This window comes from Ruegeria sp. BC5 (genome assembly GCF_056539205.1).
On sequence record NZ_JBQFUN010000010.1, the window covers coordinates 85,688 to 100,331 of the forward strand.

General features: G+C 55.8%; 11 protein-coding genes. All 11 read left to right on the top strand.

Going from position 1 to position 14,644, the window contains the following annotated elements:
• Window positions 1–21 precede the first annotated feature (21 nt).
• The 11 genes from ACR0LY_RS18510 (at window position 22) to ACR0LY_RS18560 (ending at window position 14,624) form a co-directional block, all read left to right on the top strand.
• A complete protein-coding gene (locus tag ACR0LY_RS18510) occupies window positions 22–597 on the top strand; it encodes a TRAP transporter small permease (RefSeq protein ID WP_170351611.1) in 576 nt (191 codons plus the stop codon).
• Window positions 594–1,889: a TRAP transporter large permease gene (locus ACR0LY_RS18515; RefSeq protein ID WP_074736095.1), complete on the top strand. Its 1,296-nt coding sequence runs from the start codon at window positions 594–596 to the stop codon at window positions 1,887–1,889. The genes ACR0LY_RS18510 and ACR0LY_RS18515 overlap by 4 nt, the downstream gene beginning before the upstream one ends.
• Window positions 1,889–3,781, top strand: coding sequence for a bifunctional sugar phosphate isomerase/epimerase/4-hydroxyphenylpyruvate dioxygenase family protein (locus tag ACR0LY_RS18520; protein ID WP_170351609.1), 1,893 nt, complete (start codon window positions 1,889–1,891; stop codon window positions 3,779–3,781). Before ACR0LY_RS18515 ends, ACR0LY_RS18520 begins: the two co-directional genes overlap by 1 nt.
• Window positions 3,778–4,614 carry a citryl-CoA lyase gene (locus ACR0LY_RS18525; RefSeq protein WP_254440267.1) on the top strand — a complete coding sequence of 279 codons (837 nt, stop codon included), beginning with the start codon at window positions 3,778–3,780 and terminating at the stop codon, window positions 4,612–4,614. The genes ACR0LY_RS18520 and ACR0LY_RS18525 overlap by 4 nt, the downstream gene beginning before the upstream one ends.
• On the top strand, window positions 4,604–5,791 hold the full coding sequence (locus ACR0LY_RS18530; protein ID WP_480641227.1) for a Gfo/Idh/MocA family protein: 1,188 nt from the start codon (window positions 4,604–4,606) through the stop codon (window positions 5,789–5,791). The genes ACR0LY_RS18525 and ACR0LY_RS18530 overlap by 11 nt, the downstream gene beginning before the upstream one ends.
• Entirely contained in the window at window positions 5,781–6,455 is a 675-nt protein-coding gene (locus ACR0LY_RS18535; RefSeq protein ID WP_170351606.1) for a hypothetical protein, read from the top strand. Before ACR0LY_RS18530 ends, ACR0LY_RS18535 begins: the two co-directional genes overlap by 11 nt.
• Window positions 6,448–7,638, top strand: coding sequence for a Gfo/Idh/MocA family protein (locus ACR0LY_RS18540; protein WP_170351604.1), 1,191 nt, complete (start codon window positions 6,448–6,450; stop codon window positions 7,636–7,638). Before ACR0LY_RS18535 ends, ACR0LY_RS18540 begins: the two co-directional genes overlap by 8 nt.
• 154 nt (window positions 7,639–7,792) lie before the next feature.
• Complete coding sequence (locus ACR0LY_RS18545; RefSeq protein ID WP_170351601.1) at window positions 7,793–8,707, top strand: sugar phosphate isomerase/epimerase family protein; 915 nt, start codon at window positions 7,793–7,795, stop codon at window positions 8,705–8,707.
• A complete protein-coding gene (locus ACR0LY_RS18550) occupies window positions 8,688–10,097 on the top strand; it encodes an aldehyde dehydrogenase family protein (RefSeq protein WP_170351599.1) in 1,410 nt (469 codons plus the stop codon). The genes ACR0LY_RS18545 and ACR0LY_RS18550 overlap by 20 nt, the downstream gene beginning before the upstream one ends.
• The gene (locus ACR0LY_RS18555) at window positions 10,097–11,878 is read left to right on the top strand and encodes a thiamine pyrophosphate-binding protein (RefSeq protein ID WP_170351597.1); all 1,782 of its coding nucleotides are present in this window, start codon (window positions 10,097–10,099) and stop codon (window positions 11,876–11,878) included. Before ACR0LY_RS18550 ends, ACR0LY_RS18555 begins: the two co-directional genes overlap by 1 nt.
• 2,113 nt (window positions 11,879–13,991) lie before the next feature.
• Window positions 13,992–14,624, top strand: coding sequence for a hypothetical protein (locus ACR0LY_RS18560; RefSeq protein ID WP_170351595.1), 633 nt, complete (start codon window positions 13,992–13,994; stop codon window positions 14,622–14,624).
• Window positions 14,625–14,644 lie beyond the last annotated feature (20 nt).

The following is a 14,644-nucleotide window of genomic DNA, read 5'->3' on the forward strand; positions in this document are numbered from 1 at the left end:
CACAAGGGAGGGAGAACCACAATGAAAGGCTTCATAAAGGGGTTCTCCCGATTGACCGAAGCGATTGCCGGCGGGATGCTGGCGGCAATCTTCCTGATCTTCCTTCTGCAAATTCTATTGCGCTATTTCTTCACCCCTGCCGGATGGACGCTAGAACTGATCGGCATCCTTTGGGTCTGGGTGATCTTTTTCAGCTGCGCTTTCATCGTGCGCGAGCGGGATCACGTAAAGTTCGACATCATCTACCTTTCGGTACCGATGCGGGTGCGCCAGGTATTTGCGATGCTGGCGGCCGCGGCAATCGTGGTCGGGATGCTCTATAGTTTCCTACCGACTTGGGACTACATCGACTGGATGAAAATCCGCAAAACCGCGACGGTACGTAATCCCTTTTCGGGTGAGAAGATACCGCTGCGCACCGTGTTCTCGATCTATGCCGTGTTCATGCTGGTCGTAGCGGCGCGGTATGCATGGCTGTTTTTTGACATCATGCGCAACGGCCCACCAAAAACCGAACTTGAAATGGTCGTGGGATACAACGTGGTCGACGAACATCCCCGTGTTGATGTGGAAGACGACGAGGACGCAAGCAAATGAGTTTCGAACTTCTTTCCTGCCTGCTCACACTCTTTGTTCTGGCAGGCATCGGGACTCCTATCGGGTATTCCATCCTGCTGGCGTCACTTATGTATCTGGGTGTCGCCGGTCTGGACGTTGCACTGGCGGGTGAAAAAATCCTGCAGGGTTTCTACAAAAGCACGATCCTGCTTGCCGTGCCTTTGTTCATCGTTGCCGCCAATATCATGAACGCGGGATCGATCACAGACCGGTTGCTGAACTTTTGCGTCGCGGCGGTCGGGCGTTTCAAGGGTGGTCTTGGGCACGTCAATGTTGTGGCGTCGTTGATTTTCTCCGGCATGTCCGGCTCAGCCGTCGCGGATGCTGCAGGGATCGGCAAGATAATCATTGAAATGATGACCAAGGATGGCCGCTACAGCCGAGGTTATGCAGCCGCAATCACGGCGGCTTCGGCGACGATCGGCCCGATTATTCCGCCTTCGATCCCGATGGTTCTGTATGCGCTGGTCTCAAAGGCCTCTATCGGGTCGCTGTTCCTTGCTGGCATTCTGCCGGGCCTGATCATGGGTGTCGTTCTAATGGCGATGAACTACTATCTGGCTGGAAAGCGGAACTTTGCATTGGAAGAACCTGTTCCGTTGCGCGAGTTGCCGGCTAAAACCGCCAACGCGTTCCCGGCACTGCTGATGCCCGCAATTCTGCTGTACGGCATATATGGCGGCGTCACTACTCCGACAGAGGCCGCCGCAGTTGCTGCATTCTACGCCCTGCTACTGGCAGCGCTGTTCTACCGCGCACTAACCTTCCGTGGTCTTTATCAAGTGTTCGTCGACAGCGCGCGCTCTTCCGCCGCCGTCGGGGTGGTCATTGGTGGCGCGTTCATTCTGAACTTCATCGTCATTCAGGAACAGATTCCACAGTCGATCTCGGCACTGCTGGAGGGTTCAGATGTTAGTCCGATTGTTTTCCTGATCCTGGTTAACCTGCTGATCCTCGCGCTGGGTTGCGTGTTGGACGCGACAACGATCATTCTTGTGATCGTGCCTCTGTTCATTCCAACCTGCGAAGCGCTTGGGATTGATCTGGTGCATTTCGGAGTGCTGGTCGTCGTGAACTCGATGATCGGTCTGATCACGCCGCCCTATGGCATTCTACTCTTTGTGATCAACGCCGTGACGGATATTCCGCTGCGCGAAATCATCTCGGAAATCTGGGCCTTCCTCGCGGTTCTCATCTTCGCCTTGGTGATCATGATGCTGATGCCTGATCTGGTCCTGTGGTTGCCGCGTATGTTTGGATATCAGGGATAATGTGCCTTTCGGTTTCGACAACGTCGATCCCCGGTGATCTGGCTGAAAAGCTGAGTGCTATCGCTGACGCAGGATTCGGGGGTGTCGAACTACACGAACCGGATTTGACCGCTTTTGATGGGCCGCCATCGCAAATCCGGAATATTGCATCAGACCTCGGCCTGAAGATTTGCCTGCTGCAACCCTTCCATAACCTCGAAGGTCAATCCGGCAGCGGTCGGCAGCGCGCTTTTGCTCGGCTAAAGCGCAAACTCGACCTGATGAGCGAGTTGGGAACAGAATTACTGCTAATCGGGTCTGCTTACGAGGTCGATGCCGCTGCAACCGAAGAACAGGTAATCGCGGACCTTGGCGAGGCGGCCAAGATCGCGCAAGAGATGGGGTTGCGTCTGGCCTATATGGGCTTGCCATGGTCGGATCTTGTTCACTCGGATGAGCAGGCGTTAGGCGTCGTTGAAGCCATCGACAGCCCTCATTTGGGGTTGGCCTTGAACTCATTCTTCTCGCTTGCCGACGGGTCCAAACCCGCCCGCCTTCGGGACATTCCCGGAGAGCGGCTGTTCCATGTGCAACTGTCCGATGCACCCCGGCTTGAGATGGATATACGTCGGCTCAAACGGCACTTTGGGCTTCTGCCAGGGCTCGGATCGCTGAACCTTGCAGGTTTCGTGCGGGTGTTGTCCCGCGCCGGGTACAAGGGGCCTTGGTCTATTGCGCGCGTCAACGAAGCAGCTCCTCAACCCGGTGGCCGCACACTTGCCCGAGACAGCTATAGGTCGCTGGTGAACCTCTTGGACGAGGTGTCGCGGACCGAGCCCGGAACGAACTTTGATATCCCGAAATTGCCTGAACGCGTTTACGCCTCAGGCTTCGAATTCGTTGAGTTTACAGCCGACGAAACGAGTGGGACCCAATTGGCAGACATGCTGTCAGCAATGTGTTTTCGAATGGAGCGAAAGCACGTCAGCAAGTCCGTCGAGCTGTGGCGGCAGGGGGCTATCAACATCGTAGTGAATACCGAAAAGGACGGTTTTGCCCAGTCGGCGTTCCTGGGCCACGGCCCCTCGGTTTGTGACATGGGGTTGCGTGTCAAAGATGCGGATCAGACGGTCCAGCGTGCGACCGCGTTGGGCGCTCCGAATTTCTCGCAGCCCGTGGGAACAGGAGAGCTGGATATTCCGGCCATCCGTGGTGTCGGCGGCAATGTCGTCCATTTCATTGATGAGAAATCCGATCTGCATCGGGTTTGGGATATCGAATTTGAGCCGGTAGCAAAAACCAAAGCGACCCAGCCCGCCGGTTTGCGCCGTATCGACCATCTGGCACAGACGATGAGCCACGATGAAATGCAAAGCTGGCTACTGTATTACATCTCGACTTTTGAGATGGAGAAGTCGCCTATCGTGAATGTGGCCGACCCGTCCGGCGTCGTGCAAAGCCAGGCCATCGAAAGCCCCGAAGGCGAAGTGCGCCTGAACCTGAACGGGGCAGTTGGTCGCCGAACTCTGGCCGCTTCGTTCCTTGAAGATGGCTTTGGGGCTGGTGTTCAGCACATCGCCTTCCAGTCTGACGATATATTTGAAACTTCAGACCAATTGCTCAACTCCGGCTTTCCCAGCCTGTCCATCCCAGAAAACTACTACGCTGATCTGCAAGCGACTTTCGGATTGGATGACGATTTGATCGCCCAACTGCGCCGAGGCAACATTCTCTACGATCGGGCAGCAGGTGCCGAGTATTTTCAGATATACAGCCGCCCCATCTTTAACGGCTTCTTCTTCGAAATTGTTGAACGCCGCATGGGCTATGCCGGTTATGGCGCGCGTAACGCACCCATTCGCCTCGCCGCGCAAAGCAAAATCCAGACCGTGAAAGAGGTGCAAACTCAATGACCGTGCTGGATGAAAACATGACAATGGATGAGCGCGCCGTTCGCCAATGGTGGCGCACATCCATCGTCGACATGAAACCCGGAAAGATCGCTTTTCGTGGCAATGCCATAGAGGACCTGATCGGGAACGTATCTTTCCCGCAAATGATCTGGCTGATGGTACGGGGCGGTTTGCCCAGCGACGCGCAAGCGCGCCTGTTCGAGGCCGCTTTGGTCGCAGGCGTGGATCACGGTCCACAGGCTCCCTCGATCGCGGCTGCGCGTATGGCCGCCACCTGCGGGGTGGGTCTCAATAATGCGATGGCGACTGCGGTGAACATGCTGGGCGACGTGCATGGTGGGGCAGGAGAGCAGTGCGCAGAGCTGTACTATGATATCGCGGCCCGCATGGATGCGGGAGCTTCACTGAATGACGCTGTTCGGGATGGCTTGGACAGCTGGCGTGAGACCTACGGCAAGATCGTTTCGGGCTTTGGTCACAGGTTCCACAAGCCCACCGACCCACGTGCACCCCGGCTTATGCAACTAGTTCGAAATGCGGCAAAGGAAGGCACAGTTTCAGGCCGGTTTGCCGACATTGGCGAAGAGGTTCAGGCCGAACTTGCCCGTCAACGCGGAGGTCGACCGATTGCCATGAATATTGATGGCGCGACAGCTGTGATCTTCTGCGAGCTTGGCTTTCCTGCGCCCTTGTCGCGGGGGCTATTCTGCTTGTCCCGCTCGGTTGGAATACTCGCCCATGCTTGGGAACAGATGAACCAGGGTGGTCGGAACAAAGGGCCCATGCCCCCAAATTACTTGCCCCTCTACGAAGACAGGAATGATGACACGTGAGACACCGAAATCCTTCCGGGTCGGCCTTATCGGCTGTGGTCGTATCAGCGATATCTATTTAAAAACACTATCTAAATTCTCCAGCGTCGAAGTCGTGGCTTGTGCAAGCCTTGATCCTTTGGAAAGCCGCGCCAAAGCGGATCAATACGGTGTCGCCAAGGCCTGCACGCCAGATGAAGTGTTTGACGATCCGACGATCGACTGCGTTCTGAATCTGACAATTCCGGCGGCGCATGCGGAAATCAGTTTACGCGCGTTGGAGGCGGGCAAACACGTCTATTCCGAGAAGCCACTGGTTATGAATCGAACGGATGGTAAGGCGATCCTGCACATGGCCTCTGAAAAGGGGTTACTGGTCGGCTGCGCACCCGACACGTTTCTGGGCGGTCGCTGGCAGACCGTTCGGCGCTTGATCGACGAGGGTGCTATTGGCAAACCGACAGGGGTTTTTGCCCATGTCGGGACCCACGGGACGGAGCGCCACCATCCCAACCCGGATTTCTACTACCAGGCCGGTGGCGGGCCCTTGCTGGACCTTGGCCCATACTACCTGACCGCGATGATCTGCTGTCTTGGACCAATTGACCGGGTCGCTGGAATGGCACGGCGGACCTTTGAGGAGCGTATGATCGAAAACGGCCCGCGCAACGGCGAATGGATGGATGTCGAGGTCGACACGCACTCCCTGAGCCTGCTGCAGTTCTCATCCGGAGCTATAGGGTCGATGACCATGAGCTTCGACATTTGGGACAGCGAAACCCCACGGTTCGAAATCTATGGTGAAAACGGAACCATCAGCATCCCTGACCCTGACCCGGTTCATGGTGCCAATGTCTTTCAGGGGGATGTCTGGTTGAAGACGCGAGACACCTCGCGCTGGTCTTATCAGCCCCGTCCAGCCGGTCGCGAAGACTGGCAGGTGGTCGAGAACAAACATGGGTTTAATGAAGACAGCCGCGGGCTCGGCCTTTTGGATCTGGCCCTGGCGGCACAAGAAGGACGCCAATCCCGTGCAAGTGGAGCGCTTGCCTACCACGTTTTCGAGGTCATGGACGCGATTGAACGGGCGCCGAAATTTGGCGCCTATCAGACAATAGAAAGCCGTTGCGTGGCCCCGGCGCCTCTACCGGTCGATTTCCTGAACACTGAGAGGAAGGAGCTGGTCCATGCCGATTGAGACACTCGACTTTGCCCAGCCGTTCTTTCGTGTCCAGCACATCACCAATGAAGACCGATTATCTGTCGAGGGCCGCGCCATTGTTCTGAGCCTTGGGGGGAGGGACTTCTCGGTCGAGGATCAGATCGTTGCGCCACTTTCGTCTGTGATCGTACAGAACAGCACCATCCAAAACGTGGAACGCGCAATAATTGTCCACGGTTTCGACGCCCATGCCGATGACAACGAGTTGTTTGCATGGGTGAAAAATACATGGCCATCTGCTTTTGATGTTCGCCAAGAGGAGCGTCTGCGTGGCGTCAGCCACTACATGTCACCAAAGGTCTTCGTGGGTAACGTCGGACTGACCATGTATCACTCGGGCTCGGTGCCGCTGAATGTTGGATTGCACAAGGATCATCCGTTCTGCCCGGTACCGGGGTTTCGCGAAGTGCATACGCAAATCGTAGGCTTTGGCAAAATGCAGCAATGCCGCGAACGGGACGTTGAAACCCTTTACCTCGAAGAATTCATGGCCCCCGGCACGACGCACAAGCCGATGTATGACGCTGAAGGCAACTATCCCTGGCATCAATACGAGACGATTACCCCCAGCATCTTCATGGCGGTGGAAATGCTGCCAGAAGGCGTACGGGCCCCGGAAATGGAGGTTCAGAATGGCTGAGAGACTTTTACCCGAAGACCTGAACTTTGACGGCCCTTTCCCCCGCTTTTCTCGCCGTTTGAGGCTGGGCGTCGTCGGCGGTGGACGTATCTCTGTCACGCAGGCAACGGCCGCGCGGATGACCGACCGGTGGGAGGTCACCGCAGGAGCGCTCAGTTCTGACGCCGCGCGCAGCAAAGCGCGTGGGGCTCAGTGGTTCCTGTCGTCAGACAGGTGTTATGCGTCCTTCGACGAAATGGCGCGGGCTGAGGCGGCGCGCCCGGATGGCGTGGATGCGGTCATGATCACTACCCCGAACCACGTCCATTTCGACGCGGCCAAAGCGTTTCTGGAGGCAGGCATTGATGTACTGTGCGACAAGCCCCTGACCAACGAAGTTGCCGAGGCCGAGGGGCTTGAGGAGATCGCCGCGCGCACGGGGCAGGTCTTTGCCGTCGGCTATGCGATGTCGTGTTTTCCGGTGATCCGTCAGGCCAAACAAATCGTGGCGGAAGGCGGCATAGGTAAAATCAACCAAATCCACGTCGAGTTCATGCAAGACTGGATGACGCCCGATGATGTTGCTGATGCGCCTCATGTAAAGTGGCGGCTGGACCCCAAGATTTCAGGCCCGACCAGTTGTGTCGGCGATATAGGCACGCATGCCGCGCATCTTGCCAGTTTTGTCTCGGGCGTGCCGATGACCGACGTGAGGGCCGAGTTTCATGTCTGCGGTGCGCCAAAGCCTTTGGAAGACACAGTTTTCATGTTCACCCGTTACCAAAATGAAGTCCCCGGAACCTTGATGGCAACACGCCTTGCCCCCGGAAATCGGGGTGGGTTGCGGTTGCGGATGTTCGGGAGCGAAGGCGGTCTTGAGTGGGGCTTGGAGAATTCGGAACAGCTGAAGTTCAATCGGTTCGGTGAGCCGGATCGTATCATCAGCCGAGGTCACGGGCACGGCATTGGCCCCGGCGCGGAACGTCTGGTCCGTACCGCGCGTGGCTTCCCTGAAGGGATTATCGAAGCTTGGGCCAACCTCTATACGGAATTTGCCATGGCCGTAGCTGCGCGTCGGGATGGCGTTACAGTTCCGGCCGATTGGCTTGCTTATCCCAGTGTCGAACAAGGCGCAGACGGTGTCCGATTCATTGATGCCTCTGTACGCTCTCACCAGTCCGGAGGCGACTGGGTCACTATCTAAAGCTTTGCCAAAACGAAGGTTAAACACGCCCGGGCCATTGCCCGGGCGTTTTCGTTTTCTGCTTAGTATTAAAAGTTGATATTTTAAAAAATATCAGATATTTTTTATTACGTGTGATGAAAATGAGATTCGCAGACGCTTGGAGCTGTCGTTCATGGTGAAACCCGAAGAGGCTGGCGCAAGCCCCTCTCTCTATTCCTTGGCGCATCTGACGCTGATCGGCTGCACGCCGCCCGAGTTGGTCTATATCGCCGCGCGGGCCGGTTACGATGCTGTCAGTCCTCGGTTCATTCCGATGCATGTGCCCGGTGAATTCACTCAATCTCCAATCGACAAGGCGCAGGTCCAGGCCACCAAAACTGCTCTCTCTACCACCGGCTTGAAGGTCCTTGATGTCGAGCTTGCGCGCATCACTGAAGATGTCGATCCGCGCAGCTTTGAGCCTTCTCTGGAGATCGGCGGAGAACTGGGTGCCAAGCGCATGATCATGAGCGCGTGGACCAATACCCGTGATGATCGTGATTTTCTGATCGACGTCTATTCAGAGACCTGCAAACTGGCCGTGCCCTATGGGCTGACGGTGGATCTGGAGTTCCCAAGCTTCTCTCGCTTGCGCACTCTGGATGAGGCGCTGGATATTGTCCGCGCCTCTGATCAGCCGAATGGCGGTATTCTGGTCGATACGCTTTATCTGCACCTCAGCCGCGTGGATCTCGGAGAGCTTCTGCACGTCCCCTCGGAGTTGTTTCACTTCTTGCATATCTCTGATTGCCTGCCCGGCATCGCCGATACGCGCGAGGGCATGATCCAACTGGCCCGCGATGCGAGGTTGTACCCAGGCGAAGGTTGGATCGATTTCAACGGCATCATCGAACGGATGCCGCCCGTCGACTATTCTATTGAACTGCCCAACCAAAGCCGCGTTGCCGAGTTGGGATATGAAGAACACGCGCGTCGCTGTCTCAGCCACGCCAAGCGAACATTCGGCGAAGCGCGGTCACAGCGCCGCACGCCTGATGCTGCATTTCTAAAACACCAAGAGGATCACCATGGGCAAAGAGCTCACTGAAAACGACCGCAACATGGCGGCCGATATGCTGGCACGCGCCCGCGCTGCCATGGCCGAGATCGAGGATTGGGATCAGGACAGGCTGGACCGCCTGTCTCAGGCCATTGCGTGGTATGCTGGGAACGAGAAAACTTTCACGCGTCTGGCCCAGCAAGGCGTGGACGAGAGCGGCATCGGAGATCGCGAAGGGCGTCCAGCGAAGAGATTCAAGATTCACATGGTACTGCGTGACGTCCTGCGCACTCCATCGACCGGTATCGTCGAAGTGGATGAGGAAAAAGGACTGGTGAAATATGCCAAACCTGCCGGTGTGATCGCGTCACTGATCCCCATGACTAACCCAGCGATGACACCACCGGTGACCGGCGTATCCGCCGCCAACGCCCGGAATTCGGTCATCTTCAGTCCACATCCGCGAACCGCCCATACCACCTTTGAAATGGTCGAGGTCATGCGCGCAGCTTGTCGTGCTGCCGGTGCCCCCGAGGACTTGTTTCAATCCATTCGCAAACCGTCGATCCCATTAACGCAACATCTGATGGAGATTTGTGACCTGACGCTGGCGACGGGTGGCAAGCCCATGGTCAAAGCAGCCTACAGCTCGGGACGTCCGGCTTATGGCGTCGGCGCGGGCAATTCTTCCATCGTCATCGATGAGACAGCCGATCTGGATGTCGCCGCTCAAAACACACGTATTTCAAAGACCTCCGACTTTGGGTCAGGCTGTTCGGCGGACGGCAACATCATCATCCAGCGCTCGGTTTACGACGATATGGTCAAGGCACTTCAAGCCGAAGGCGGTTACCTGTGTTCGGACGAAGAGAAGGCAATGCTCGAAGCGGCCATGTGGGATGAGAAGGGCAACCGTACCTTCCCGACTATCGCCTGTCCGCCTCAGCAAACGGCCAAGGTCGCCGGTTTCTCGATCGCCGAAGATCGCAAATTCCTGATGGTCGAAAATCAGGGGCAAATCGGGCCGCAGCACAAGTTCTCCAGGGAAAAACTGACCACACTGATGGCTCTATATCACTTCGACACATTTGATGACGCGCTGGAAACGGTCAGCCAGATTTACAACACCGGGGGCAAGGGCCATTCCTGCGGCATTTACAGCCACAATGACGATCACATTGACCGGTTGGCGCGTCTGGCTCCGGTCAGCCGCATGATGGTGCGACAGCCACAATCCAAGGCCAACGCAGGTGCCTGGACCAATGGGATGCCCATGACCAGCAGCCTGGGTTGCGGCATCTGGGGCGGCAACATCACCAATGAAAACGTCACCATGAAACACATGATGAACTACACCTGGGTCAGCCGTCCGATCCCCGAGGATCGCCCCTCGGAGCCGGACCTGTTCGGTGAGTTCTTCGGGCAGGAGGTCGCGTGATGGACGGAGCGAAACTGGACGGAAAAACCGTAGCTGAGCACATTGTCGACTTCCTTGAACGCCGTGAGGTGAAGCATGTGTTCGGCCTATGCGGCCATACCAATATCGCGGTTTTAGCTGCATTGGCGGAAAGCCCAATTGATTTTGTAACGGTGCGTCATGAACAAATCGCCAGCCACGCGGCGGACGCATATGCCCGCGTGACGGGCAAGGCCTCGGTGGTGTTGTCCCATCTCTCCCCGGGGCTGACCAATTGCGCCACCGGGGTCGCCAACGCCGCACTGGATTGTATCCCTATGGTGGTGATCGCGGGCGATATTCCTACGCATTACTACGGCAAACATCCTCATCAGGAAGTGAACCTGCATGCAGATGCCGCTCAGTGGGAGATCTATCGACCCTTCGTAAAACGCGCCTGGCGGGTCGACCGCGCAGATTTAATGGCCGAGATTCTTGAAAAGGCGTTCCATCTGGCTGAAAGCGGTCAGCCTGGCCCCGTGTTGGTCAACGTACCCATGGATATCTTCTCCGAGGTGATCCCGTCGGACAGTTTCGACCGTATCCGCGACAACACGCGGGCGCTCAGGAAACCGTCGATAGACGATGAAACGGCGCGTGAAATCATTGAGACACTGGTACAGGCCGAAAACCCGGTCGCCTATGTCGGCGGTGGTATCCTTCTGGCACAGGCCAGCGAAGAGTTGCGCAGGTTCGTGGAGCATATGGGGTTGCCCGTCGCACATTCCCTGATGGGTAAAGGCGCGCTTCGGGACGACCATCCGCTGGTACTGGGAATGACTGGGTTTTGGGGTACTGAATTGGTCAATCAGTCCTGCCTCAAGGCGGACTACATCTTTGCTGTGGGCACTCGGTTCAAAGAGGCCGATTGCTCCAGTTGGTATCCTGGTTATACGTTCAACATTCCCGGTTCCAAGGTCATTCACATCGACATTGAACCGCAAGAGATCGGCCGCAACTATCCCACCGAGATCGGCGTCGTTGCCGACGCCAAGGCCGTTTTGCGCGTCCTCAACCGGGTTGCCCGCGAGATGTATCCGGACGGTTTCAACCGCCCCGCGCTGGAACAGAAGATCGCTGAATTCCGGACGGATTTCAAAGCGCGCAACGTGGAAATGGCGACCTCACCAGCCTTTCCGATGATGCCCGAGCGTATTCTGGCAGATACCCGCAAGGCACTGCCCGAGGATGCCATCATCACCACGGACGTTGGATGGAACAAGAACGGTGTCGGACAACAGTTCGATATCCTGACCCCTGGCTCAATCCTGACCCCGGGTGGTTTTGCCACGATGGGTTTTGGCCCTCCGGGTGCGATCGGCGCGAAACTGGCGGCACCCGATCGTGTGGTGATCAGCCTGGTTGGCGATGGTGGTTTCGGTCAGAATCCTTCGATGCTGGCAACGGCCGTCGAACTTGATCTGGGCATCATCTGGCTGGTTATGAACAACAACGCCTTCGGAACTATCGCCGGCCTTCAAAAAGCGCATTACGGTCTGACCTATGGAACAACTTTCCCCGGATCAGCCGCCGCACCCGTAAACGGACCGGGCTATGCCGACATAGCGCGAGCCTACGGCGTGGAAGGGCACAGACTCAGCGCTGCCGACGAACTGTTGCCCGCACTGGAAGCGGCAATCGCCAGTGGCAAGCCAACCGTGCTCGATGTGCCAATGATCAACAACCCGACACCAACGACCGGACATTGGAACATCCTCGACATCTATTCGCCAGACAGGGATGTTTCGCACGTTGCAACCTAAAGCAATTTAGAGTGTGCGATCCGCCTATGCATACGGCTTTTGCCAGTATCGGTTAAACAGAAGGGCAATTGCCGCTGTGCGATGGCTTCAGCTTGATGGAAAACCTTTGAGTCGCAAATGGCAAGACTCGTGCGTCGTGCTTTTTAAGGGAAATTAAAAATCAAAGATTTAGATGTCACCGAATGGCAAAACTATGTGTCGCCTGACATTTCCTGTTGAACGTCACACGAACCTGACCCAACCGTCACAGTTGGACCAGAAACGGGGTGAACGTTCGACTTCGGAAGGCACCCCCGATGTTGGACATCAATTGATTTTGGCCTCTGCGTCTTAAACTGACCCAAAATTCCCATTTTAATTCTCCCGCAGAGGGTTTCGTTTGATCTGGCTTCCCTTTTGGAAAATCTGGGCTGATTTGCAGATCAGACAGCGAAGCTGCCTGTTTCTGCCGATCTGCCACGTGGCGAACGCGGGAGGGGGCGAGGCAATGCTATTCGATAGGGGTGGTGCGGCCCGCAGGCATAGCCGAGGACACGGTCCTGTCTAATAGCGTTGCCCGAGGGGGAGGGCCGCGCCCTCACCCTGACGGCCAAGGGCGTTTGGCTTGTCCAAATCCCGCTGGCCCACGAAAGGAAGGTGATGGGAAAGAGGGCTTACCGCTATTTGCGATCGAACCCTTCTGTCAAACTTCAAAAAGTAATTGTGGCCACTTAGCTGCCATTCGCCGCGTTTGCAGCCTAGGCATCAATCTACGTCCGCTTTGTGCGCATCAGCGGGCTTTGTGGCGCAGGGAACTTCCTTGACTTTATGCTGGGTAAGAACCACAAGAGTGCATTGGTGAAAATCACTCGTCGTCGCAATGCTGCCGACTTCGACGATCCAATGGCCTTCAAAATAGCTGTAGCATGTACCCCAGCTTAGGAACGGGTTCCGCTGGGGTGTTCGAAACGAACTCGTTACTCGCAAACGTTCGCAGTTGTTTCCTGATGTTTTTCAGACGACGAACGACACATGAAAGAAGGCAAAACATGAACAATACTTGGCTCATAAACTGCGTGTCTGATGCCCGATAGGCCCGACCCCAGGCACCGCTTTAACCTGACTTCAATCAAACGTACGCGCGATGTTTCGTGTTTGATCTTGACATTTTTCGTGTTGATTTCGGGAACGCAGCTTTCAGCTCAGGTCGCGCCTGCAACCTCTCAATTGGCAGGAAATTCTGGCGGATCGGTTTGTGACGAAGGTTACGAAAACAGGGGCGGATCGTGCCTAAAAGAAAACGTACCTGAAAACGCATATTCGACAGGCAACTCCTATGGCCAAGGCTGGGAGTGCAACCATGGTTTCCGGGGCGTCGGGGGCATTTGTGAGGAAATAGAAGTTCCTGATAATGCCTACCTCGTTTCTACGGGAGACCGCTGGAAATGCAATCGGTTGTTCCGGCGTGTCGGAGAGGAATGTGAAGAAGTGATTGCGCCGGAAAACGGATTCGTTGAAACCCGATTTGGCGTGCAGGAAACACATTGCAACTGGGGATTTCGCAAAGATGGCCTGGATTGTGTTACAATAGATGTCCCCCGAAACGGCCACCTAACCGACAAAAACAGCAAGGATGGCTGGGTGTGCCTCAGAGGATTTAGATCAGTAGAGAGTCGTTGCGAGCCTGTAGCCATTCCGGATCACGCATACCTTGCGTCTGACACCTATTCTGGGTGGAAATGCGAGCGTGGTTTCCGCGCAAGTCGAAACACGTGCATTGCAATCATCGTCCCATCAAATGCTCATTTGAATCGAAGAGGTGATGGGTGGGAATGCAATCAACCCTTTAAACGTCAGAATGATACATGTGCTGAAAACTTGCCGTGACAATGGGCCGTTGAAATTCACCGTCGCCCTGACAGAGTAGGACGGATCAAACTGTGACTCTAGACTCGATTGACGAAAATCTGGGCAAAAGGCTCAATGCTGAAAGGGTTCGCCGCTTAACTTACGGCACCAAATTTTTTATCGCGTCAGTAGTTTTTGTAGCGGCGGTTGTCTTTGTAGTGTTTTTCTGATGCGCAATCGAACCCCTCAAGTCAGTCTTCAGAGCGCAAGGACGTCAGTTCTTGGTATGGAGCAGCGAGAATTTCAGGACCGCAGTGTTCGAGAGTCGCGAAATGCAGACGTATCCGGAGTTATTGAAGAAGAGTTCGGAAAATACCTGATAAAAGCCGGCCTTCTAAGCGGCAACAGCGTTGCACGGGCGTTCCCCAAGCCACCGGCTAAAACACAAACCATGATTGCTGACGCAGTTGGCGAAACACCGGCAATGGCTATCGAGGCGTTAAAGGAAATTCTTGAAGAACGTGACCGGAAACGCAGCGGTCAACGCCGTCTGGAAGGAAACTCCGGGACTCATGTTCCCAGCGAAAGAGAATACACAGAAGCATTGCGCCAAGTCCGGTTTACACCGGCGCAGGTTACGATGCTCAGAGCGCTGTCAATCGCAGGAAAGGAAGGTCTGACTGTTGGCCAGCTCTCTCAGGCAGCAGGCCACAAATCGCGCGGGGCATCCCTTAAGTCCTTCAAAAAAGTGGGGCTGTTAATCGCTGAATACCTTGATCTCGATCTTCCCGAAACCGGATCGGAAGAGAATGATGGCGCTGCTCAGATACTGGCGTTTTCTCATATTGAAAATGACGATGAACCAGCAACTTGGATCATGCATGAGGAACTGCGCGGCGCTGTTCGTTCGGAACTTTGATGTACGTACCAGCGCCCGCT